Source organism: Halomonas sp. 5021, assembly GCF_036663435.1.
GTDB classification, from domain to species: domain Bacteria; phylum Pseudomonadota; class Gammaproteobacteria; order Pseudomonadales; family Halomonadaceae; genus Vreelandella; species Vreelandella janggokensis.
Genome location: NZ_JAXOVU010000006.1, coordinates 190250 through 212429 on the forward strand (window position 1 = coordinate 190250; position 22180 = coordinate 212429).

The 22180-nt window shown below is 57.2% G+C and carries 18 protein-coding genes; 9 read left to right on the forward strand and 9 right to left on the reverse strand.

Going from position 1 to position 22180, the window contains the following annotated elements:
* Positions 1 to 277: 277 nt before the first annotated feature.
* Genes R3F64_RS11980 through R3F64_RS11995 form a run of 4 tightly spaced genes read left to right on the forward strand, consistent with a single transcriptional unit; the run spans position 278 to position 3152 of the window.
* Positions 278 to 955, forward strand: coding sequence for a TetR/AcrR family transcriptional regulator (locus R3F64_RS11980; RefSeq protein ID WP_085919352.1), 678 nt, complete (start codon positions 278 to 280; stop codon positions 953 to 955).
* A complete protein-coding gene (locus tag R3F64_RS11985) occupies positions 933 to 1457 on the forward strand; it encodes a L,D-transpeptidase (protein ID WP_085919353.1) in 525 nt (174 codons plus the stop codon). Before R3F64_RS11980 ends, R3F64_RS11985 begins: the two co-directional genes overlap by 23 nt.
* 58 nt (positions 1458 to 1515) lie before the next feature.
* Positions 1516 to 2541, forward strand: coding sequence for a beta-N-acetylhexosaminidase (nagZ, locus tag R3F64_RS11990; RefSeq protein WP_332611648.1), 1026 nt, complete (start codon positions 1516 to 1518; stop codon positions 2539 to 2541).
* A gap of 32 nt (positions 2542 to 2573) precedes the next feature.
* Positions 2574 to 3152, forward strand: a complete 579-nt coding sequence (locus R3F64_RS11995) for a hypoxanthine-guanine phosphoribosyltransferase (RefSeq protein ID WP_085919355.1) — start codon at positions 2574 to 2576, stop codon at positions 3150 to 3152.
* 11 nt (positions 3153 to 3163) lie between these two features.
* On the opposite strand, the gene ppsR is transcribed toward R3F64_RS11995, so the two are convergent.
* Positions 3164 to 3997, reverse strand: coding sequence for a posphoenolpyruvate synthetase regulatory kinase/phosphorylase PpsR (gene ppsR / locus R3F64_RS12000; RefSeq protein ID WP_085919356.1), 834 nt, complete (start codon positions 3995 to 3997; stop codon positions 3164 to 3166).
* Positions 3998 to 4224: 227 nt separating this feature from the next.
* Here ppsR and ppsA point away from each other — a divergent pair, with 227 nt between their 5' ends.
* Both ppsA and ggt read left to right on the forward strand, forming a co-directional pair.
* A complete protein-coding gene (ppsA, locus tag R3F64_RS12005) occupies positions 4225 to 6600 on the forward strand; it encodes a phosphoenolpyruvate synthase (protein ID WP_085919357.1) in 2376 nt (791 codons plus the stop codon).
* Positions 6601 to 6795: 195 nt separating this feature from the next.
* The gene (gene ggt / locus R3F64_RS12010) at positions 6796 to 8508 is read left to right on the forward strand and encodes a gamma-glutamyltransferase (protein ID WP_422823625.1); all 1713 of its coding nucleotides are present in this window, start codon (positions 6796 to 6798) and stop codon (positions 8506 to 8508) included.
* Positions 8509 to 8510: 2 nt separating this feature from the next.
* On the opposite strand, the gene R3F64_RS12015 is transcribed toward ggt, so the two are convergent.
* The 3 genes from R3F64_RS12015 to acnB form a co-directional block, all read right to left on the reverse strand.
* Positions 8511 to 10394 carry a glycerophosphodiester phosphodiesterase family protein gene (locus R3F64_RS12015; RefSeq protein WP_332611651.1) on the reverse strand — a complete coding sequence of 628 codons (1884 nt, stop codon included), beginning with the start codon at positions 10392 to 10394 and terminating at the stop codon, positions 8511 to 8513.
* Between the two features lie 60 nt (positions 10395 to 10454).
* Entirely contained in the window at positions 10455 to 10946 is a 492-nt protein-coding gene (rraA, locus tag R3F64_RS12020) for a ribonuclease E activity regulator RraA (RefSeq protein WP_268902141.1), read from the reverse strand.
* A 149-nt stretch (positions 10947 to 11095) separates the two neighbouring features.
* Positions 11096 to 13699 (reverse strand): bifunctional aconitate hydratase 2/2-methylisocitrate dehydratase, encoded by a 2604-nt coding sequence (gene acnB / locus R3F64_RS12025; protein WP_085919360.1) that lies wholly within the window; start codon positions 13697 to 13699, stop codon positions 11096 to 11098.
* Between the two features lie 418 nt (positions 13700 to 14117).
* Between acnB and R3F64_RS12030 the strand changes: the two genes are divergently transcribed.
* Positions 14118 to 14771, forward strand: a complete 654-nt coding sequence (locus R3F64_RS12030; RefSeq protein WP_264826264.1) for a tRNA-(ms[2]io[6]A)-hydroxylase — start codon at positions 14118 to 14120, stop codon at positions 14769 to 14771.
* Positions 14772 to 14801: 30 nt separating this feature from the next.
* Positions 14802 to 18701 carry an AAA family ATPase gene (locus R3F64_RS12035; protein ID WP_085919362.1) on the forward strand — a complete coding sequence of 1300 codons (3900 nt, stop codon included), beginning with the start codon at positions 14802 to 14804 and terminating at the stop codon, positions 18699 to 18701.
* A gap of 74 nt (positions 18702 to 18775) precedes the next feature.
* Here the strand turns inward: R3F64_RS12035 and R3F64_RS12040 are convergent, their stop codons facing one another.
* From R3F64_RS12040 to queC, 4 genes are read right to left on the reverse strand one after another with little or no spacing between them, the layout of a single operon-like run.
* Positions 18776 to 19030, reverse strand: coding sequence for a YkgJ family cysteine cluster protein (locus tag R3F64_RS12040; protein WP_085919363.1), 255 nt, complete (start codon positions 19028 to 19030; stop codon positions 18776 to 18778).
* Positions 19027 to 19860, reverse strand: a complete 834-nt coding sequence (locus R3F64_RS12045; RefSeq protein WP_085919364.1) for a 6-carboxytetrahydropterin synthase — start codon at positions 19858 to 19860, stop codon at positions 19027 to 19029. Before R3F64_RS12045 ends, R3F64_RS12040 begins: the two co-directional genes overlap by 4 nt.
* On the reverse strand, positions 19860 to 20504 hold the full coding sequence (gene queE / locus R3F64_RS12050) for a 7-carboxy-7-deazaguanine synthase (RefSeq protein ID WP_199285263.1): 645 nt from the start codon (positions 20502 to 20504) through the stop codon (positions 19860 to 19862). Before queE ends, R3F64_RS12045 begins: the two co-directional genes overlap by 1 nt.
* Positions 20504 to 21217, reverse strand: coding sequence for a 7-cyano-7-deazaguanine synthase QueC (gene queC / locus R3F64_RS12055; RefSeq protein WP_332611658.1), 714 nt, complete (start codon positions 21215 to 21217; stop codon positions 20504 to 20506). The genes queE and queC overlap by 1 nt, the downstream gene beginning before the upstream one ends.
* A 181-nt stretch (positions 21218 to 21398) precedes the next feature.
* On the opposite strand from queC, the gene R3F64_RS12060 reads away from it, so the two are divergent.
* On the forward strand, positions 21399 to 21815 hold the full coding sequence (locus R3F64_RS12060; RefSeq protein ID WP_085919367.1) for an SRPBCC family protein: 417 nt from the start codon (positions 21399 to 21401) through the stop codon (positions 21813 to 21815).
* A gap of 77 nt (positions 21816 to 21892) precedes the next feature.
* Here R3F64_RS12060 and R3F64_RS12065 read toward each other — a convergent pair whose 3' ends face one another.
* Positions 21893 to 22132, reverse strand: coding sequence for a DUF2789 domain-containing protein (locus R3F64_RS12065; RefSeq protein ID WP_085919368.1), 240 nt, complete (start codon positions 22130 to 22132; stop codon positions 21893 to 21895).
* Positions 22133 to 22180 lie beyond the last annotated feature (48 nt).

Sequence of the window (22180 nt, forward strand, 5' to 3'; positions counted from 1 at the left end):
GCAAGACTGCGTTCCTGTTTACCTATCAGTATGTAGTCAACAGTCAGTATGTAGTTAACAGTATGTGGTTAAGTATACAGCATGTTCTCCTGTCCAGTATATAATGGGGGTAAGGCAGCTAACAAATTGATGTATATGAAGATGCAAAGCGGCGTTGGATAAGGGTTGGGTGTTCAGGTATACGTTGAGAGGTAACAAACGATAACGTAGTATCCTGGTTTGTTTAAAACATCCGTTTTTTATGGCCCGCTTTTTGGCCCGTCTTATGGAGAGCAGCATGGCTCAATCGGATACGGTGACCCGCATTCTGGATACTGCTGAAGTGCTTTTTGCAGAGCGCGGCTTTGCCGAAACCTCTTTACGCAACATCACCAGCAAGGCTCGGGTCAATCTTGCTGCGGTGAACTATCACTTCGGATCCAAGAAGGCGCTCATCCAGGCGGTGTTTGCTCGCTACCTGGATCCGTTTTCCCAACGTTTTCATGGCGCTCTGGACGAACTCGAAGCGCGCTACGAGGGTCGTGACATCCCCCTTGAAGTGCTCCTCGAAACCATGGCCACAACCGTGCTGACGGTGCCTGCCGAACGCAATAGTCTCAAAGTCTTCATGCGTTTGCTGGGGCTTGCGTACAGCCAGGCTCAGGGGCATTTACGACGCTACATCCAGCAGCAATACGGTGATGTGTTCAGCCGTTTCACCGAACTGGTTCGCCGTGCGACACCGGATCTGCCCGACGCTGAGCGCTTCTGGCGGCTACACTTTATGCTGGGTACCGTCATCTTTACGCTTTCGGGACTGGATGCGCTGCGCGATATTGCCGAAAAGGATTACCACCAGCATGTCTCGGTCCGCGACCTGGTTCGCCGACTGCGGCCGGTAGTGGTGGCGGCGATGAACGCGCCATTACCTGATGAGAAGGACATTGAGCACCATGCAGACACCGTCGCTCATTGAAATGCCGCCCCGCGAGGGGCTATGGCTGGAAATCGCCGCCCAGTCGCAGAGCTTGCGCGTCTGGCAAGGCGATATGTGTCGCCATGAGTGTGAAATTTCTACCGGGCGCCAGGGCATGGGTAATCGGCAGGGCAGTGGTCAAACGCCGCTTGGCTGGCACTATATTCGTGCCGCCATTGGTACTGATGCCCCGGAAAACGCGGTCTTTAAAGGCCGCCGCTGGACGGGCGAAGTATTTGACGCCGAGCTGGCGGCGGCGTTTCCCGAGCGAGACTGGATTCTGACGCGCATTCTATGGCTGTGTGGCCTGGAACCGGGGATAAACCGCGGTGGTCAGGTCGACTCCCAGCGACGCTATATTTATCTGCACGGTACGCCGCCGAATGAGCCCATGGGTCAACCAGCCTCTCATGGATGCGTGCGGCTGCGTAATGCAGATCTTCTTTGGCTTTTCGAGCATGCTGGACCTGGAACGCCTGTCTGGTTACACGACAGCCGCTGATCGTTGGACTCCTCGCTAATCATCGTCTAGAGTTAGCGCCTTTTTTGGACACCCCGCTATGACACATCCTTTGGGCTCGGTCATGTTGGACCTTGAAGGGACAACGTTGACCACCGCAGAAAGGCAGTTGTTGAAATCGCCCTCGGTGGGTGGCGTCATCTTGTTTTCGCGCAATGTGGAAGATGCCCACCAGGTCAGAGACCTGTGCAGCGAGGTGCGTAAGCTACGCCCCAACGTGTTGCTGGCAGTGGATCAGGAAGGCGGTCGCGTTCAGCGTATCAAGCAAGGACTGACGCGCCTGCCACCAATGGCTCGGCTGGGTGAGTATTACCAGAAGAATCGTGCGGCGGCTCTGGGGCTTACCCAGGACACCGGTTGGCTCCTGGGCATGGAAATGGCCGCCTGCGGGTTGGATATCAGCTTTGCTCCGGTACTGGATATCGATAGCGGTCTCTCCAGCGTCATCGGCGACCGCAGTTTTGGCTCGGAGGCCACGCAAGTCAGTGAACTGGGTGGCGCGCTGGTAGCCGGGCTGCATGAAGCCGGTATGGCAGCGATCGGCAAGCATTTTCCCGGTCATGGCGGCGTAGCGGCAGACTCGCATCTCGCCTTGCCCGTCGATGACCGGCCTTTTGAGACGCTCAAGCAACACGATCTGGTGCCTTTCAGCACCCTGGCCAAGAAGCTTGATGGTGTCATGCCAGCCCACATTGTGTACTCGGCATTTGACAAGCGACCCGCCGGCTTTTCGCCCAGTTGGCTGGGGATGCTGCGTCAGTCGCTGGGGTTTAAAGGCTGTATCTTTTCCGACGATTTGAGCATGGCCGGCGCCCATAAGGTAGGAGGGCCGCGCGAACGCGCAGCGGCTGCTCTCGCTGCCGGCTGCGACATGTTGCTGGTATGCAATGACCGCGAGGCGGCGCTTGAGGTCGTTGCCGCCGTTCCAACTTCAGCGTCTGTCAGGCCCGGCAAGCTTCGCTACAAACGCGCACGTCCCGATTTGGACGCGCTATCCGCGCTTAGCCGCTGGCGGCGCACGCATGCCCAGTTAGAGGCCATGGCCGCTGATTCACGCAGCAGTTAACGATTGTTTTTACCAAGTAGACTGGAACTTCAATGGCAAAGCTAGACAAAGAAGCGCTCGCATCCCTCGACACCATGCGCGAGCTCATGGACAACGCGGACTGCTTGATTTCCCAGCAGCAGGTGGAGCAGGCGCTGGACCGTATGGCCGAGCAGATCAGTGCGGATCTGGGCGATAAACTACCGGTCTTCTATTGCGTCATGAATGGCGGCTTGATCACCACGGGCCATCTGTTGACCCGGTTGGGCTTTCCGCTTGAGGTCGACTACCTGCATGCCACACGCTACCGCAACGAGACCCGCGGTGGAGAGCTTTTCTGGCGGGTATCGCCGGAGATTCCCATGGCCGGTCGGCATGTCGTTATCGTCGACGACATTCTGGATGAAGGCACGACGCTATCTGCGATTCTGAACTATTGCCAGGAAGCGCAAGCCGCCAGCATTACCACGGCGGTGCTGGTCGATAAACGGCACGATCGCAAGGCAGTACCCGGATTGAAAGCCGACTACTGCAGCCTGGAAGTCGCCGATCGTTATGTCTTTGGCTTTGGTATGGATTACAAAGGCTATTGGCGCAATGCCCCGGGAATCTTTGCCCCCAAGGGCATGTGATCTGAGGCGGTTTAGCGGGGTGAAAAGCGCCGCGCCAACCCGGTTTCAGCAATCATGCGGGTGGATATCTCTTCCACGGAAAAGCGCGTGGCGTCGATAAAAGGAATGTGCAGGCGACGGTATAACGCTTCTGCCTGCTCGATCTCCTGCATGCATTGATCCATCGAACTATAGCGGCTATTGGGCCTGCGTTCGTTGCGGATGGCGGCCAGACGCCTGGCGTCGATTGTCAGGCCAAACAGCTTGTGCCGGTGTTGAGCGAGCACCGGCGGCAGTTTCAGCATGCCGTCTTCGTCCAGGTCGTCTTCCGTTAGCGGATAGTTGGCGGCGCGAATGCCAAACTGCAAGGCCAGATAGAGCGACGTGGGGGTTTTGCCGCAGCGCGATACCCCGACCAGAATAATATCGGCTTTATCGTACTGATGAGTGCGTGCTCCGTCGTCATTATCCAGTGCGAAGTGCACCGAGTGGATGCGGTCCATATAGACATCGTCGCTGCCAATCGAATGCGTTCGTCCAACGCTGTAGGAAGAGTGCGTGGCGAGCTCCTGTTCGAGTGGCTCCAGAAAGGTGGAGAATATATCCACCTTGAAGCCTGCGGCCTTGCGAATCACATCGCGAATCTTCTGGTCGACGATGGTGTCGATAATGATCGGTCGTTGCCCGTCACGGACCGCCGTCGCGTCAATAATTTCGGCCAGGGCCTCGGCTTTATCCAGGGTGTCGATATAGGGCTTGGTTTGCATGTTGATATCGACATCGCTGAACTGCGCCAGCAGGCTCCTCCCCAGACTCTCTGCGGTAATGCCTGTCCCATCCGAAATAAAAAAAGCCGTGCGCTGCATGGTGTTTGCTCTCCTGAACGTTGCGCATATTGTGTGCCGGGATGACGCTTGGCACAACGGTGCTTGAGTCGCGACTACAACAAATGTTCAAAAATGCCGCCTGTTGTAAAAATCCTCCATGCCCTTCGCTATTAGACCAATGGCGAATACACCGGGGCGGTGCTAGGGTGACCGCATTCATCACTGGCGGTTGTCATGATCGCTGGCCTATTGAGCGAGGGGGTTGCGTGAACAATTACATTCTATGGTTCGATCAACTGGGTATGGCTGACGTCGAACGCGTGGGTGGTAAAAACGCTTCGCTTGGCGAAATGATCTCTAATTTATCCGGAGCGGGGGTCACGGTTCCCGGCGGCTTTGCCACGACGGCCCATGCCTACCGAGAATTTCTTGCCCACGAAGGCCTCAACGAGCGTATCAACCAGACGCTGGCGCGGCTGGATGTTGATGATGTCAAAGCATTGGCCGAAGCCGGTAAAATGATACGCCAGTGGGTGATCGACACGCCGCTACCCCCGACGTTCGAAAGCGAATTACGTAGTGCCTATGAAAGCCTGCAGCAGCGTCACCCAGCGTTGAAGGTCGCGGTGCGTAGCTCGGCCACCGCGGAAGACTTGCCCGATGCTTCCTTTGCCGGCCAGCAGGAAACCTTTCTGAATATCGAAGGGTTCGACAATATCAAGCGTGCGGTCCATGAAGTCTTCGCTTCGCTGTTCAATGACCGGGCCATCTCTTACCGAGTTCATCGCGGCTATGCGCATGAAAATGTCGCGCTATCTGCGGGTGTGCAGAAAATGGTGCGCTCGGAAACGGGCGCGTCGGGTGTCATGTTCACGCTGGATACCGAGTCGGGCTTCCGCGATGCGGTCTTTGTGACAGCTTCCTGGGGGCTGGGTGAAACCGTCGTCCAGGGGGCGGTGAATCCTGATGAGTTCTATGTTCATAAGCCGACCCTGGCTGCGGGCCGACCCGCTGTGCTGCGCCGCAACCTGGGGTCCAAGCTGATCAAGATGGTCTATACCCAAGATGCCAGCGCCGGCAAGTCGGTCGAGACCATTGATGTGCCCCTGCAGGACCGTGGTCGTTTCTGCCTCAACGACAAGCAGGTCATGGCGCTGGCGAGTCAAGCGGTGACCATAGAACAGCATTACCAGCGGCCCATGGATATCGAATGGGCACTGGATGGGGACGATGGTGAGCTCTATATTGTGCAGGCGCGGCCGGAAACCGTTGTATCGCAGCAGGAAGGCGGCAAGCTGGAGCGTTTCCAGCTACGCGAGAAAGGCCGCACCCTGGTCACCGGTCGCGCTATCGGCCAACGCATCGGCCGCGGTACCGCCAAGGTGGTCATGACGCCCGATGACATGGACAAGATCCATGACGGCGATGTGCTGGTAACCGACATGACCGATCCCGACTGGGAGCCGATCATGAAGCGTGCTTCAGCCATCGTGACCAATCGCGGTGGCAGAACCTGCCACGCGGCGATCATTGCCCGTGAACTGGGCATCCCGGCTGTCGTTGGCTGTGGCGATGCCACCACACGATTGAATGAAGGCAGTGATGTTACTGTTTCCTGCGCTGAAGGTGATACCGGGCATGTGTATGAAGGCCTGCTGGATTTTGACTGCAAGGTCTCCAACGTTGACACCATGCCCGAGATTCCTTTCAAGATCATGATGAACGTGGGCAACCCGGATCGTGCCTTTGGGTTTGCCAGCCTTCCCCATGCCGGGGTAGGGCTCGCGCGGCTTGAGTTCATTATCAACCGCATGATTGGCGTTCATCCCAAGGCATTGCTGGAGTACGACACCCTGCCGTCCGACCTTCAGCAGGTGATCGACATGCGCACGGCCGGTTATACCGACCCGGTCAGCTTCTACGTCGATAAACTCGTTGAAGGCATTTCGACACTGGCCGCTGCTTATTATCCTCAGCGCGTTATCGTGCGGCTTTCGGATTTCAAATCAAACGAGTACGAGAACCTGATTGGCGGCAAGCTCTACGAGCCCGGCGAAGAGAATCCCATGCTGGGCTTCCGGGGGGCCTCGCGTTATGTCTCGGAGGCGTTCCGTCCGTGTTTCGAGCTGGAATGCCGGGCGCTCAAGCGTGTCCGCGAAGATATGGGACTCGACAACGTCGAGATCATGGTGCCCTTCGTGCGCACCACGGAAGAAGCCCGGGAAGTGGTCGAGCTGCTGGCGACCAACGGGCTGAAGCGCGGCGACCACGGCCTCAAGGTCATCATGATGTGTGAGCTGCCTGCCAATGCGTTGCTGGCCGACGAGTTTCTCGAGCATTTCGATGGTTTCTCGATTGGCTCCAACGACCTGACACAGCTCACCCTTGGGCTTGATCGCGACTCGGGTATCGTGGCGCATCTGTTTGACGAGCGTAACGAAGCCGTCAAAAAACTTCTTTCCATGGCGATTCAGGCCTGTAGAGCTAAGGGTAAGTATGTCGGCATCTGCGGTCAGGGGCCGTCCGACCATCCTGACTTTGCCAAGTGGTTGATGGAGCAGGGGATTGATTCGATATCGCTGAACCCGGACGCGGTGCTCGAGACCTGGTTCATGTTGGCAGGTGAAACCATCGCAGACTGATCGTTAGTGAGGTAGTTAGCAGGCTAGATGAAACACGCCCAGCCATTGTGCTGGGCGCTTGGGTTTAATAGGCTACGCTTTTATTTCGGTCTGTATACATTGGCGGAGTCGGTCGTGATGCCCTCTAAAAGAATGCGGTGGTTACTACCCAGTCTCTTGATAGTGCCTTTATATGGTTGGGGCTTTGACTATGCAATGCCCTCCATCTCGCCGGAAAGTGAGTCTGGTTACGAAGAAAAACCTGGCTGGTCTGCCGATTCCTTCGCGGTGGCGGCTGCCAATCCGCTGGCCACCGATGCGGGCTACCAGATATTGAAGGCCGGCGGAAACGCGGTCGACGCGGTCATTGCCGTCCAGATGGTGCTGGGACTGGTGGAGCCACAATCGAGTGGCCTTGGCGGCGGGGCGTTCTTGCTTTATTACGATGGTGATGACGTACGCGCCTACGATGGGCGTGAGACCGCACCCGCCGCTGTGGATGGTGGGCTCTTCATGCAGGATGGCGAGCCGTTGGCGTTCATGGATGCCGTGGCAAGCGGCCGATCGGTCGGTGTGCCGGGAACGCTGCGGCTAATGGAAAAAGTCCATGCGGCTCACGGCAGTCTGCCCTGGGAAGACCTTTTTGTGCCTGCGATGACGCTGGCAGAAGAAGGCTTTGCCGTCAGTGAGCGGCTTCATTTGAGCCTTGCCAATGACGATGCCTTGCGCAATAACGAACGGGCGCGGGACTTCTATTATGACGCTGAAGGCGAGCCCATTGCAGTGGGTGAAACCCTCAAAAACCCGGCCCTTGCGGCGATACTAAAGCGTATCGCCGAGGAAGGCAGCGCCGCGTTTTACCAGGGTGACGTTGCTCAGGATATTGTCGATCAGGTGGTTCAGCATCCGGCCCGGCCCGGCGCGATGACGCTGGATGACCTGGAAAGTTATGACGCCATTATCCGCGACCCTATCTGCACACCCTGGCAGCAATGGGACGTATGCGGTTTCCCGCCTCCCTCATCCGGCCACATCACTATCATGCAGATCCTTGGCATGCTCGATCAGCAGCCACTGCTTGAAGCCCCTTTGGATGACGGTGTCACCAGCAGCGGCTGGTTGCACCAGTTTTTGGAAGCCTCCCGGTTAGCGTTCGCCGATCGTAATTACTATATAGCCGATCCGGATTTCGTTGAGGCCCCCGGTGGTGATTGGTCGACAATGCTGGCGCCGGACTATCTCGCCAAGCGCAGCGCGCTGATCGGTCAAGAGAGCATGGGGGATAACGCCGAACACGGTCGGCCCGGCGATATTGAAACAAGTTGGGCGGCGCAGCCGACCCAGCCTGAATATGGCACCAGCCATATCAGCATCGTGGATGCTGAAGGCCGATCGGTTGCCATGACCACGACCATTGAGCAGGCATTTGGCTCACGCATCATGAGTGATGGGGGGACCGACTTGCCGGGCGGCTTTCTGCTCAACAATGAGCTGACCGATTTTGCCTTCGAGCCAGAGCAGAACGGTGAACCGGTGGCCAATCGAGTTGAACCCGGCAAGCGCCCGCGTTCCAGTATGAGCCCCACGCTTATCTTCGATCATGACAGCGGCGAGCTGGTCGGTAGCCTTGGGTCGCCCGGTGGTGCAGCGATCATTCATTACACCGCGCGTACGCTGATGGCACTGCGTGACTGGGGGATGAACGCGCAAACGGCGTTGAACCTGCCCCACGCCGTCACCCTGGGCGACGATGTATGGGTTGAGAAAGGGCGTTTTCCTGATGCCACTATCGATGCTTTGAGAGAGCGAGGTCATGACATCAGCGAGCGCGAGCTGACCAGCGGCCTGCAGGCCATCATGCGCCTGGAAGATGGCACGCTGTTTGGCGGCGCTGATCCCCGCCGAGAAGGTGTGGTGATGGGCGATTAAGTTTAACGTCGCAGCCAATTGCGCAGTTTCACCAACATCAATGCCCCGTCGCTCAGTGAGCGACGGTCGTTCCGCAGAGCGACCAGTCGTTTTGGGTAGTCGGTAATGATCGCGTCCACGCCCAGATCGATGAGCGTGGACATTCGGTCCCGGCTGTTGACCGTCCAGGCATGCACTTCATAACCATAGAACCTCGCCAGCTTTATTTCCTGTGTGCTAATACGATTATGGCGAAGGCCCAGGGCGTCAAAGGCTCCGCGATCCAGCGTGCCCGGCAAAATTAGCTGAGCGATGAGCGTGACCTTGAGTTCTGGCGCTTGCTGTTTGATGAATGGCAGCAAGCCGGGGGACATGGTGGCCATACGCATGCTGTGCATGGCATTCGGGTAGCCGCACTGGACGTAGGCCGCGATTGGGCTATCAGCCGATGCCCAGCATTGATAGCGGGCATCGGTCTCTTTTTGCAGCTCTCTCAAGACGGCACCGCTAAGCGCCTGACCCTGGCCGGGCAGGGGCTTTATTTCGATCATCAAGTCGGCTCGCCCACGTACCAGCGCAAGCGCGTCGTCGAGTCCTGGAATGGGCTCCCCCTCATACACATCGCCAAACCAGCTGCCAACGTCATAGCGCTCGAGTTCCTCGCGCGTCAAGTCCCCGAATTCCTGCTGGTCGCCTGTCAGGCGAGCCATATTGCGATCATGATAAAGCATGACCTCCTGGTCGGCTGTCAGGCGGACGTCGATTTCGATGGCGTCGGCCCCGTCCACGATCGCCTGATCCAATGCCGCCAGGGTATTTTCCGGCGCTGCCATTGAGCTGCCGCGATGGGCAATGATCGCCACATCATCGCGAATTTCGAAACTTGTCAGTATCCACCAGGCCTGAAGGCCTGCAAAGGCCAATACGCTGAGCTCCACGGCCCAGGCAAAGCGCCCCGGGTGGGCATCGTTAGGCGGCGCCGGGCGCGCTTCTCGATGGGCCAACTGAAGGTACAGGCAGGCCGACAAAAGAGCATTCACGGCAATGCCCAGAAAGGTAATCGCCAGCGTGATCAGCACATAGCCGGTCAAATAGCCCAGCATGGCCGGCACCAGGACAGCCGTATGCTCGGGTAACCACCACAATAGCGGCGTAAATAAATGATCAAACAAAAGGGTGGTCGCAATCGGCAGCGCGATAATTAGTACCAGAACCAATATGACGGCAATGCCAATCGAGCGATGCCAGCCTCGCGTGAGAACGACGCTGCGGCGAAGCGCCTGCCACGGCGAGTATTCATCCAGGGCGACCAGGGGGAGCGCCAGTAACCAGCGTAAATAAAGCCTGGCGGCCATGACCGTCCATAAAAGTAACAATGGGGTTGCGCTGGCGAGGAAGTACCACAAGACGGGGGGCTTGATGCGCTGAAGATAATAGGGATCGATACCGCTCAGCCATATGTCATACAGCCAGGTCAGGGCGAGCATGAAAGGGGCGAGCAATATCAAGTGGCTACCTACCTGCAAGACGACCAAGCCCGTCAGCGCAGGTAACCGCCGACTGCTTAGCCAGAGCGCTTCAAACGCAAGTCGATAGTGATTGTCACGCGGCCTTGAAGCTACCTGAAGCATGCCGGCCTGCTGCCAATAAATCACTACAAAGAACAGCCCGATACCGACCAGCATGCCCAATAGCCCCAGAGGGCTGAATACGAGCGAGACCAGATCGTTATTGGTCACTACGCTACGCCGCAACTGGGCGAGCAGGGCACGCATGACCCAGGCGATGGCGGGTAATAGAAGGGCTGACGCGAGCAGGGTGAAAAATAAGTGAAACGCAATCAGCGGACGTAGATGATCGCGTAACGTGCGGGCAAGGGCATAGCCAAGCTGATTCAAAGGCTGCATGGACACAAAAAGATAATGAAAAGAGGCTTCAGGGTGGCAGTAAGCGCCACCCCAGGCAAGTCACACTTGATCAAGCGGAAGTTCGCGATCGGCGATCAGGATGCCGTTATTGTCAGCGTACAGCCAATTGCCCGACGTGATGGTGGCGCTTGCGAAGCTTATGGTGACATCGCGCTGTCCTTCACCACGTTTTTCGCTTTTACGCGGATGGCACCCAAGTGCCTGTACGCCCAGAGGCAGCGTAGCGAGGATGTCCACGTCGCGAACACAACCGTACATCACGACGCCAGCCCACCCATTCTCGACCGCTTGTTCGGCCAGCAGGTCGCCGAGCATGGCACATCGTGGGGAGCCTCCGGCATCGACGACAAGGATGGCCCCGTCGCCTGGTTCAGCGACGGCTTGCTTGACGAGAGAATTATCTTCAAAGCATTTGATGGTCCGGACGGGGCCGTAAAAGGCATCAACGCCGCCAAAGTTGGCAAAGGTGGGTTCCAGTACCTGAACGTCTGGAAAGGCATCGCATATATCGGGGGTAATGATTGTCGGCATGGCGAATCCTGTCATTGGTCTCTGGTAATCGTAAGAAAAAACGCCCCGCCCTGTAGAACAGTGGCGGGGCGTTCGTTCATCGGCTCAAAAGAGCGCAGTGCTCTTTTGCGATGTTGCGAGCATCGGCGATGGAGCGGTAGCGTTGAAGCTTACGCTTCTTGAGCCACCGGAATCACGTTTGAGGCAATCTTCTGATACTCCTCAATTTCGTGAAAGTTCATGTAACGATAGATCTCGCTTGCCATGGCGTCAAACTCTCCCATGTAACGGCGATACTCGTCGACCGTGGGCAGGCGACCCTCAACGGCGGCCACTGCCGCCAGCTCTGCTGACGCAAGATAGACGTTCGCGCCATCGCCAAGACGGTTGGGGAAGTTCCGCGTGGAGGTCGATACGACGGTACTTTTCGCAGCGACGCGCGCCTGATTACCCATGCACAGCGAGCAGCCGGGCATTTCCATGCGCGCACCGGCGCGACCATAGATGCCGTAGTAGCCTTCTTCGGTAAGCTGGTGCTGATCCATCTTGGTCGGAGGCGCTAACCACAGGCGGGTCTTAAGGCTGCCTGCGGGCTGTTTCTCGAGCAGCTTGCCGGCAGCGCGGAAATGACCGATGTTGGTCATGCACGAACCGATAAACACCTCGTCGATTTTCGTGCCGGCAACGTCAGAAAGTAGACGGGCATCGTCGGGGTCATTCGGTGCACAAAGTACCGGCTCTTTGATATCGTCGAGGTCGATTTCGATAACTTCGGCGTATTCGGCATCCTTGTCGGCACGCATCAATTTCGGATCGGCAAGCCAGGCTTCCATTCCTTCGATACGACGGCTGATGGTGCGCTCATCGCCGTAGCCATTGGCGATCATCCACTTGAGCAAGGTGATGTTCGACTTGAGGTACTCGGTCACGCTCTCGTCGGAAAGCGTGATGGTACAGCCGGCTGCCGAACGCTCGGCAGAGGCGTCGGAAAGCTCGAAAGCTTGCTCAACGGTCAGGTCTTCAAGACCTTCGATTTCCAGGACACGGCCCGAGAAAGCGTTCTTCTTGCCGGATTTTTCCACCGTCAGTAGCCCCTGCTTGATGGCATACAGCGGAATAGCGTGAACCAGATCGCGCAAGGTGACGCCAGGCTGGCGCTTGCCTTTAAAGCGCACGAGCACGGATTCCGGCATGTCCAGCGGCATGACGCCCGTGGCGGCGGCAAACGCGACCAGCCCTGAGCCTGCCGGGAAGGAAATGCCCAGCGGGAAACGGGTATGCGAATCACCGCCTGTGCCGACCGTGTCCGGCAGCAGCATGCGGTTGAGCCAGCTGTGAATAATGCCGTCGCCGGGGCGCAGCGAAACGCCGCCGCGGTTCATGATGAAGTCGGGCAGGGTATGGTGGGTATCCACGTCGACCGGCTTCGGATAAGCGGCGGTATGGCAGAACGACTGCATGACCAGATCGGCCTGAAAGCCCAGGCACGCCAGGTCTTTTAGTTCATCGCGGGTCATGGGGCCGGTCGTGTCCTGAGACCCCACCGTGGTCATCTTGGGCTCGCAGTACATGCCAGGGCGAACGCCGTCCATGCCGCAGGCCTTGCCGACCATTTTCTGGGCCAGGGTAAAGCCTTTACCTGTGTCGTTGGGTTGCTCGGGCAGGCGGAATACATCTGAAGGTGCAAGACCCAGGGATTCCCGGGCTTTGCCGGTCAAACCCCGACCGATGATCAGCGGGATACGCCCACCCGCACGGACTTCGTCGAGAATCAACTGTGTCTTGAGCTCGAAGGTTGTCAGTACGTCGTCAGTCCCATGCTTGCAGACCTTGCCTTCATAGGGGTAGACATCGATGACGTCACCCATGGATAGCTTTTCAACATCCATTTCTACCGGCAGGGCGCCAGAATCTTCCATGGTGTTGAAGAAGATGGGAGCAATTTTGCTGCCAAAACAGAACCCGCCTGCGCGCTTGTTGGGCACATGCGGGATGTCATCACCGAAGAACCACAGTACTGAGTTGGTGGCTGATTTGCGCGAAGACCCGGTGCCGACGACATCACCCACGTAAGCGACAGGGAAGCCTTTGGCTTTTACATCTTCGATCTGCTTTAGGGGACCGGTCTTGCCCGGCTCCACGGGATCGATGCCATCACGCTCGTTCTTGAGCATGGCATTGGCATGCAAGGGAATATCCGGACGCGACCAGGCATCCGGTGCCGGCGACAGGTCGTCGGTGTTGGTCTCGCCAGGTACCTTGAAGACGCTCAGTGTGATCTTTTCTTCAAGCGCCGGCTTGGAGAGGAACCACTCGGCGTCGGCCCATGACTGGATAACGTCCTTGGCGACACTATTACCTGCCTTGGCACGTTGCTCAACGTCATGGAAGGCATCGAACATCAGTAAGGTATGCTTAAGCTGTTCGCCGACTTCACGGGCTAGCTCTTCGTTGTCGAGCAACTCGACCAGCGACACGATGTTATAGCCGCCCTGCATGGTGCCTAGCAGTTTGACGGCATGTACTTTATCGATGAGGGGCGATGTCGCTTCGCCTTTGGCGATGGCCGTTAAGAAACCGGCTTTTACGTAAGCCGCTTCGTCAACACCCGGGGGAACGCGGTTGGTAATCAGGTCGAGAATAAATTCTTCTTCGCCAGCCGGGGGCGTTTTCAGCAGCTCGATTAGAGCGGCGGTTTGCTCGGCATTCAGGGGCTTGGCGGGGATGCCCTCTGCAGCGCGTTCCTCGACATGTTGGCGGTAAGCTTCAAGCACGTTTGGGGCCCTCTCATCTGCTTTAATGGTGGCGACGGCACGTAGGCTATGCGCTTCACGATGCCATCGGACACCGACATACGCTTGACAAACAGCGTTGGTTGGATGCCAGTAATTCTACGTGAAACTGTCGACAATGTTAAGGTGAGTCCGCTGCCATGGCGTTGTACTTTGTGATGATGAGCCTGTTCAAAAGTGTGAAACACGCTGGGACCAAACGTTCTGACATGCTTTACTAGCAAAAAAGCACTCGCTATCGACAGAGGTTTCATAAAGTGTGATTCTCGTAACGCCGCGTTACCTCGCCTGGGCTGATAGCCTGCCTCAGGCTGAGCAGTTGGCCGTGATGGCATATTCGAATTACCCAAGGCGTTATGATTGTTGTACAATTATGTGATAGCTATTTAGTGATGGTGTTATGTCGATACAAGTAATTCCTGACAAAGCGGGTCATTCGATCGATGCGAACGACTTGTTGCCTGACAGCTTGAATGACTTTCTGGGATGTACAACACCAGATGCCTGGCTGACCTGGGCCCTGGAGAATCCCGAAATTCTTCTGATTGACCACGCTCAGTGTGAGAAGAAGGCTGCCTCCACGGCGATGAGCCTGTTGTATCGCTATGTGGATCAACCGCTGCTACTGAGCAAGATGTCGCAACTTGCCCGTGAAGAACTGCTGCATTTTGAGCAGGTAGTGACCCTTATGGAAAGCCGGGGGGTAACGTATCGGCACTTGACCGCTTCACGCTATGCGGAAGGGTTGCGCCGACATGTCCGTCCTCAGGACCCTGAGCGGTTGATAGATGTGCTGATTATTGGCGCCCTCATCGAGGCCAGAAGCTGCGAACGCTTTGCTTGCTTGATTCCTTACCTTGATGAAGAACTGGCGAAATTCTACCGCACCCTTGTCAAGTCTGAAGGCCGACATTTCGAAGATTATCTTTTGCTTGCCCGGCAGCAAACCGACCACTCGATCGACGAGCGGATCGCGTTCTTTGTTGCTCTTGAAGCAGAGCTGATCAGTTCGCCGGATACAGCTTTTCGTTTTCATAGCGGCGTGCCAGCGTAAGATGCCGTTCGTCCAGACAGGATGTTTACCATGCGCGATGCTCAAAAGTATGACCAACTGACCCTGTTCGGTCATTTTGCCCTGTCTCAGGGTGATGATGTGCTGACGCACTTTAGCTACGATAAAGTGAAAGCGTTGCTTGTCTACTTGCTGCTGCATCGACAACCTGTCAACCGCGCTGCGCTGGCAGAACTGCTGTGGCCAGATCAGGGCCTTTCATCAGGCCGCACCAACCTTCGACACGCGCTGCATTGCCTACGTCAATCATTGGGCGAAGATGCAGAACAAGTGCTCAATGTGTCGCGCCAGACCATTGCCTTTCAGCTGCCGCCCAATTGGCAGGTCGATCTGCATGAGCTGCAAACGCTACTTGAAGGGCCGCGGGATCTTGCCACTCTGGATGAGGTGCTGTCTTGCTACCAGGGCGATTTGATCGAGGAATTGCAGCTCGCCAACTGTAGTGAGTTCCAACGCTGGCTGGTGCAGGCGCGCAACGAATGGCGTCAGCGGGTTATCCGTTTTGCTGAACAGGTGCTTGATAATCATCAGGAAGTACCTGACGGCCTTCTGGAAACGCTGGTCAGCCGGTTTTCCGGTTACGGTCCTTTTCATGAACGGTTGGTTAAACAGCTTGCCGAACAAAAGCAGATGGCGGCAGCTCACGAGCAATACAACAGCTATTTGCAGCTGCTTGCCCTGTCAGGCCAGCAGCCCGAGCCTAGCTTTTTACAGCTGGCGAGCTATTGGTCCGATGGTCACCATGACGCCCGCGTCATGTCTCCCCAAGGCGCCTTTTCGCGAGCGCTTGCTACCGACAGCCAGCCTTTGCGCGAAGATGAAATTGAGCTTCGTCAACTCTCGGTAATGGCCATTCGATTGCGCCTCCAGGGGGACTGGCAGGATCGCGCCGCGACGCGTAACTGCCTTGCACTTCAACTGGAGTTGCTGCGGTGGCTTGAGCAGCAATGCCATCATTTGGGTGGTTTCTGGTTGCCTGGCGCTACTGGCGGCCTGGGGCTTGCCTGTTTTGGTACCCATGGCCCTGCCCATCAGTTGGCTGAACTGGTCGCGCTTTATGAGCATTGCCGTCAGACGCTCCCTCAAGAGTCGGCCAGGCACTGGACGGGTGAAGGTGAGCCGCCACAGTTTGAGTTGGCAGCAGGGCTGCACAGCGGGCGTGTCGTTTATTTGCCTGAACGCCAACTGGCTGACCCGTTGGGCCAGGTGACGCAAATATCCCTCGAGTTGATGAGCGCGGCAGAAGGCAGCGAACTGGTCATCTCGCAGGAGTCGAGCCAGCACATGCCACCGGCGCTCGACCTTCAGCCCCGGCTGGTCTCGCGAGTAATGTCGAGCGATGGTCGTGTGCGCCAGCGCGCGTTGGTGCTGGGCCAGAATGAAGGTGGTCCTGATGCACTGCCGCCGAGCCTGGTAGGGCGCGAAACCTCGTTAAGAACGCTGAGGGATGCCCTTGCCCGAGCCGGTATCGGGCTTCGCCAAAGTGTGCTGGTACGTGGTGCGTCGGGCATGGGTAAATCGGCCTTGATGGTAGGTTTTCGTCAGCTTGAGATCAGTCGCGACGCTGCTATTTGCTGGCAGCCCACCACGCGACTTTCGGTGCTGGAGCCCTATGGCGTCGCCCGCACGCTTCTATCATGGTACCTGGGAGGGGCGCCGGATCAGGATGCACTGTGCGCTCTGCAAGCCGACCTGGCTTTCAATGCGTTAAGCGATGAGCAGCAATGTCTGCTCGAAGAAGCCCTCGGCGTGCGTAGCGTGCAGGAAGTGTCACAGCTGACGCAAAACGGTGAAGCGGTTGAACTGGTGGTAATGCTGTTACACCGCTTGATCGAACGTCAGTCGGCGACCCATACGCTCGTTCTGATGGTGGATGACCTGCAGTGGCTCGACGAACCATCGTTCAAGGTACTGTCAGGCCTTCAGGCGCGGTTGCCCATCAATACGGCCTTTATGCTGGTGGCCAGTCACCATGGTCGTGAACCTCTGCCCGTCAAGCTGCACTGGGATCAGCAAATCACGCTGGGCCGGCTGGATGGACTGGAGTCCTCGCGACTGTTATCGCAACTCTCGCGTCGTTATCGTATTCACCTAAGCCCGCGATTGCGTAATCAGATTATCGAGCGCTGCGACGGTGTTCCACTGTATTTGCAGGAAATTTGCCGACGCCTGGACATGGATCGCCGAGAAGGGCGAAGCGTTCAGTTTGACGAGTTGCCCAAGGGGTTGCTTGGGCTGTTGGCCAGCCGAATCGACCAGTTGGAAGCGGATCGTGAAATTGCCCATATTGCCGCGGTGCTGGGAAAACGGTTCCGGCTTGACTTCCTCAGCGAGTGCAGTGGCTATGACACAGCGCGTCTGCAGCAGGCGCTGGATCATATGCGCCAGCTCGAAATCATTGAGCCGGTGGACAACGGCTCAAGCGAACATGAATTCCAGTTCAGCCACCAGCTGCTTCAGGAAGCGGCCTACCTTTCCTGCCCCCGCGATGTCCGCGTCACGCTTCACCAGCAGGTGGTTAGCCTTATAGAAGAGCGCTTCCCGATGTGGATCAGCCGCCACCCTGGTGACTTTGCCACCCACCTCCGGCGAAGCGGGCACTACGCACGCGGCGCACGTTATTTTGAGCTTGCTGCCCGGGAGGCACTAAAAGTAAGTGCCAATCGTACCGCCTTACGCATGGCGGATTTTGGCCTGGCTAGCCTGCGCCACGTAGAGCATGAGATAGAGCGCGAGGTGAGTCTGTTAACGGTGCGGGGGCAGGCTGCTTTTGCGCTTGAAGGCCATGGTTCTCCCACCGCCCACGAAAGTTTCGTTCGTGCCCGTGAATTATTGCGCCACTCAGGTGCGGATGCGCTGGAAGATCCTGAAGACCTGGAACAAATCTTTCTGGTCAAATGGGGGCTCTGGGTAGGGCGCAGCCAGCGCTACGCCCATGCCGATGCCTTCGCGTTGGCATCTACCCTGGCTGATATAGCTGCTCGGCTCGAGGACCCTCGTTACCAGCGGCTGGCTGACTATGCGCGTGCGCACTGTGAATACTGGGCGGGGCGTGTGCAGCAGGCCAACGACCATCTGAATGAAATCGACCCGCTCAACTCACCGATGATGATCGAATGGCTGCCGTTCTCTGACCATCCACAGGTGACTGCGGCGTGCTTCCAGGGTTGGGCGCTATGCCTTTGTGGTGATTACCAGCGTGCTGAAAGACAGGTTTCCGCGGCGATACGGCTGGCGGAGAAGCTGGGTCACCCCGGTACGCTTGCCATGGCGCTATTGTTTGCCGCCTCACTCTATCGCCAGCTTGGCCATGTGCATTTAGCAGCGCGTCATGCGGAAAAAGCAGCGGCAATGACCGCTACGCCGGATTTACAGTTATGGCAAATTACTGCCCAGGGAATTCTCGGCTGGCAGCGCGCGCTGGCGGGCGATCACGGAGGGCTGACTCAACTGCGCGATAGCCTGGATCAAATGGCAGAGCTTAATGGGCGTGATCGCTTCAAACGTCCTGTGCTTTGGTACTCGGATGCCTGTATCGCCCTGGGAGAACTGAGTGCCGCAGAAGATTACCTGGATCAGTGCCTGGTGATTGCCAAGGAGAGGTCCACGCTGTTTCTACCTGAGCTTGCCACCCAACTTGCCCGGGTTCGTATCATGCTCGATCACCCTGCCAATGAAGTGCGCGCCTTGGCCGAGATGGCGATTTCACAGGCGCGGGAGCACGGTAATCGCCATCAGGAGTTGGCAGCATTGGAGTTATGGTTGACGCGGATCGCCCCCGACGACGAAGCGGCGCGGGATGCCTTCCATCGTCTGTTAAGCGACGTTAGCCATAGTGACGCGCCGGTTCTGGTCCGTTGGGTAAGCCTGGTGGATCATCGTCTGGCATACCCCGAGCGACTGGAGAGTTAGCAGCCTGCCGGACTTAACACTGATCTACTGCGAATCCGTGCTTCTCGCGACGATCGGCCAAGCCCGACAGGCTGCTAGGTGTTATCTTCCAGCCATGTCAGGGTGATCAGTGCTTCTTCCCGCTGCCGTCCGCAGACGGCAGTGTCAAATTGAAACTGCTCGCATACGGCAGGTCGGCGGGGATCCCCGAACAGGCGGCATAAATTGTGCTCGTCCAGTTGGGCGCAGCGCACGCCTGCCGGTTTGCCTTCAGGCATGCCTGGAATGGCTGAACTGATCGACGGCGCAATACAGCATGCCCCACAGCCTGCCCGGCACCCATCACTCATGGGGTTGCCTTTGCCATCGCGCCTTTATTAACTCCCTCAAACGCATGTACCGTTGTGGTTTCAAGGGTTTGGGCGGCGAGCTGTTCGGCTAACCAACGAGCGATGTTTTCCACCGTGGTGGGAGTTGCCAGGACAGCGCAGCGTTCACCGGGCAGTGTGAGGCTGAAGGTTCCCTGATCTGCTTGATAGCGGCACGTCAGTGTCTGCTTATCGAGCGCGATAATGTCATTTTCTTCTACCAGATAGCGATTATCGAGCCAGGCCGCCCACTGTTGTTCAAGTTCATGCTGACGGGTTCCCCGTTGCCAGATATGCAGGCGTGAGCGATGGCCATGGGCGATTCGCTGGCAGTTGCCATTATGCAGCTTCAGGCCATGACTGTACCCATAGGCCGCACCTTCAATGGCTTCATCGCTGAGGCTTAGCTGAATCCGTGTGACGTTTTCCGGTCGCTGATCAGTGAGTGTCTGGCTTAAATTGGCGGCGACTGTGTCGCGCTCAATGGTGGCAACGGGAAGCAGGGTAAAAGCTTGTTTCGGCCCTTTTACTTCCATGGCATAAGGCGTTGTGGTGCGCACACACAAGCCTTCCTCGCAGGGGCTGACCGTGATCCCGGAAGCTTCGATAGGAACCAGAAGCGTATGGTCCAGGCCGCTATCGAGGTGATGCTTGATCCATGGCTTGACCTCGCCAAAATCGAGCAGCATGCCGTCTTTGCCAAGCTCGCCTTCAAGCACCGCGTCTACTTGCCAACTGACGCCCTTGAGGCCCTCTTCAGGGCACCACAGCGACGCATCGATATGGGTGAGTTGATTAACAAATAAAGACATCAGTCAAAGCCTGCGATTTTGTGCGTCTGAAGCGATAAACGCCATTGCGGGTTGGCCAAACAATAGGCGGTGGTGCGCGCGACAGTGTCGTCGTTGGCGTCTAAGGGGGAAAGGTCCATCGGCTGAAGAAAAAAGTGTCGGAAGTCGAGCTGTGCAAATGCCTCGGGCGGTGCTTCGGTCTGGGGATAGACCAACTTGAGTTCGTCGCCCTGATCAATGACCAGCGGGTTCTTGCCCTTGGGACTCACGCACAGCCAGTCAATGCCGGCGGGAGGCGTGAGTGTACCATTGGTTTCAACCGCTACTTCAAAACCCACGCTGTGTAGAGTGGCAATCAGTGCCGGGTCAAGCTGCAGCAGCGGCTCGCCACCCGTAAACACCACGTAAGGGACGGCAGTACCTGCGTCACTGGGCCACAGTGCGCTGATGTGCTCGGCCAGGGCGGCAGGCGTTGCAAAGCGGCCTCCGCCCTGGCCATCGGTGCCGACAAAATCGGTATCGCAGAAGGTACACCGGGCTGTGGCTCGGTCCCGTTCGCGACCGCTCCATAGGTTGCAGCCGCTGAAACGACAAAAGACGCTGGCCCGGCCGGCCTGAGCCCCTTCGCCTTGCAGCGTGTAGAAGGCTTCTTTCACCTGATACATCAGCGTACCTCCGGGTGCGGGGCATAGGGGTTTGGGGCATAGGGGAGTGGGTCGGTCACGCCATTTGCTGCAAACGCGGCCAATCGTTCGCGACAGCTTCCGCAGCGCCCACAGGCCAGCTCGCCTCCTTCATAGCAGGTCCAGGTGTATCGGTAGTCGAGCCCCATGGCCAGGCCTTGCTGAAGAATGTCGGCTTTGCTGGCATGCAGGTAGGGAGCATGGACCTTTACAGGGGAGAAATTGGCAATTCGTGCGACCTGATCCATGGCCTCCACAAAAGCCGGACGACAGTCGGGATAAAGGACGTGGTCACCGCCATGGGCACCGTAGTCAACCCGTTCTGCGCCGATGTTGACGGCGTTCGCAATGGCCAAGGATAACAATATCATGTTGCGGTTAGGGACGACGGTCGCCGCCATGTTGTCGGCGTCGTAATCACCTTGCGGCATTACCTGGTCGGTGTTGGTCAATGCTGAGTTATCAATCAGCGAATGAATCGCCCGGATATCCACGACCTGATGGGGAATACTCAGGTGTTGGCATACCTGGCGGGCAGCATCGAGTTCACGGGCGTGGCGCTGGCCGTAATGAAATGACAGCGCATGAACGTGATAACCTTCATTTAGCGCCCGGTGGAGAAGGGTGAACGAATCCATGCCGCCGGAATAAATTACCACGGCGGTGGCCCCATGCGGGGTTTGGGAAGTTGACATGATAAGCACTCTTATGCCGGAGAATTTATTGATCGTAGCGTGAAAAAAGCCGCTACTGCGTTCCGGGGTCCGGTCCGGAAGGTCGCAAGTGTACGCAATTGAGGTGTTTCTGGCTAGCGCAAGCATGCTCACAACATGGGCTGAAAGTGCTACGCTAGGGGCTTCATTCAAGGGGTTTTATATGGCCACTATCGAACACAGCGCCATCGTCAGGGCAGCGCCCGAACGGGTATTCGCGCTGTTAAGGCGCGTTGAGGACTTTGCCGATTATTCGGACCTGATCAGCGATATCGAACCGCTTGGCGACGAACGCTATCGGTGGCATGTTCGCGCACTCAGCATGGACTGGACATTTGACGTAGTGATTACCGAGGTTAAATCGCCGGATGTGCTCGCCTGGGAGTCGGTCAATGGGGTCAAAAACCAGGGACGCTATCATTTGCGTGAGGTGCCGGAAGGCACAGAAGTGGCGCTGACGTTGAGCTATGAAATAGGTAACCGTTTCATGGCAAAAGCCGTGAACAAGGCGGCAACGCCACTGGTGGGCAAAGTGAGTCGGCAAATTCTCGAGCGGGTAGAAGCGCGTTTGCAGGCATGAGTGTCATAGGGATTGAGTAGCGCCATTTGCCGGTGCTATGCAGGACGCTCAGGGATGCCCTGCATTGACAGGCTGATTTACGCTGGTTTGTGCATGGAGGCATCGAGATGGTCGACGACTTCCGCCCAATCGGCATCTTCCTCGACGGCTTCCTTGAGGAACTCTGCCTGCCCTTCATTCCAGCAGGGCGCGTCGGCCAGCGGCATTGTATCGGGAAGGGGCGCGTGGCGTTGAATAAATCGCTCAATCGAGGCCGCATCCGATGCAAGGCCCAACTGTTCGAACAGCTCGCTAAAATAATGAACCGGCTTTTCCATAAACGTTATTCCTGTTAATCGCTGGGTGTGGTTTCACTTTCACTCTAG

What these genes read in the sequence shown, in the direction of transcription:
- R3F64_RS11980 (WP_085919352.1), top strand. Translation starts at nt 278, where the DNA reads ATGGCTCAATCGGATACGGTGACCCGCATTCTGGATACTGCTGAAGTG.
- R3F64_RS11985 (WP_085919353.1), top strand. Translation starts at nt 933, where the DNA reads ATGCAGACACCGTCGCTCATTGAAATGCCGCCCCGCGAGGGGCTATGG.
- nagZ (WP_332611648.1), top strand. Translation starts at nt 1,516, where the DNA reads ATGACACATCCTTTGGGCTCGGTCATGTTGGACCTTGAAGGGACAACG.
- R3F64_RS11995 (WP_085919355.1), top strand. Translation starts at nt 2,574, where the DNA reads ATGGCAAAGCTAGACAAAGAAGCGCTCGCATCCCTCGACACCATGCGC.
- ppsR (WP_085919356.1), bottom strand. Translation starts at nt 3,997, where the DNA reads ATGCAGCGCACGGCTTTTTTTATTTCGGATGGGACAGGCATTACCGCA.
- ggt (WP_422823625.1), top strand. Translation starts at nt 6,796, where the DNA reads ATGCCCTCCATCTCGCCGGAAAGTGAGTCTGGTTACGAAGAAAAACCT.
- R3F64_RS12015 (WP_332611651.1), bottom strand. Translation starts at nt 10,394, where the DNA reads ATGCAGCCTTTGAATCAGCTTGGCTATGCCCTTGCCCGCACGTTACGC.
- rraA (WP_268902141.1), bottom strand. Translation starts at nt 10,946, where the DNA reads ATGCCGACAATCATTACCCCCGATATATGCGATGCCTTTCCAGACGTT.
- R3F64_RS12030 (WP_264826264.1), top strand. Translation starts at nt 14,118, where the DNA reads ATGTCGATACAAGTAATTCCTGACAAAGCGGGTCATTCGATCGATGCG.
- R3F64_RS12035 (WP_085919362.1), top strand. Translation starts at nt 14,802, where the DNA reads ATGCGCGATGCTCAAAAGTATGACCAACTGACCCTGTTCGGTCATTTT.
- R3F64_RS12040 (WP_085919363.1), bottom strand. Translation starts at nt 19,030, where the DNA reads ATGAGTGATGGGTGCCGGGCAGGCTGTGGGGCATGCTGTATTGCGCCG.
- R3F64_RS12045 (WP_085919364.1), bottom strand. Translation starts at nt 19,860, where the DNA reads ATGTCTTTATTTGTTAATCAACTCACCCATATCGATGCGTCGCTGTGG.
- queE (WP_199285263.1), bottom strand. Translation starts at nt 20,504, where the DNA reads ATGTATCAGGTGAAAGAAGCCTTCTACACGCTGCAAGGCGAAGGGGCT.
- queC (WP_332611658.1), bottom strand. Translation starts at nt 21,217, where the DNA reads ATGTCAACTTCCCAAACCCCGCATGGGGCCACCGCCGTGGTAATTTAT.
- R3F64_RS12060 (WP_085919367.1), top strand. Translation starts at nt 21,399, where the DNA reads ATGGCCACTATCGAACACAGCGCCATCGTCAGGGCAGCGCCCGAACGG.
- R3F64_RS12065 (WP_085919368.1), bottom strand. Translation starts at nt 22,132, where the DNA reads ATGGAAAAGCCGGTTCATTATTTTAGCGAGCTGTTCGAACAGTTGGGC.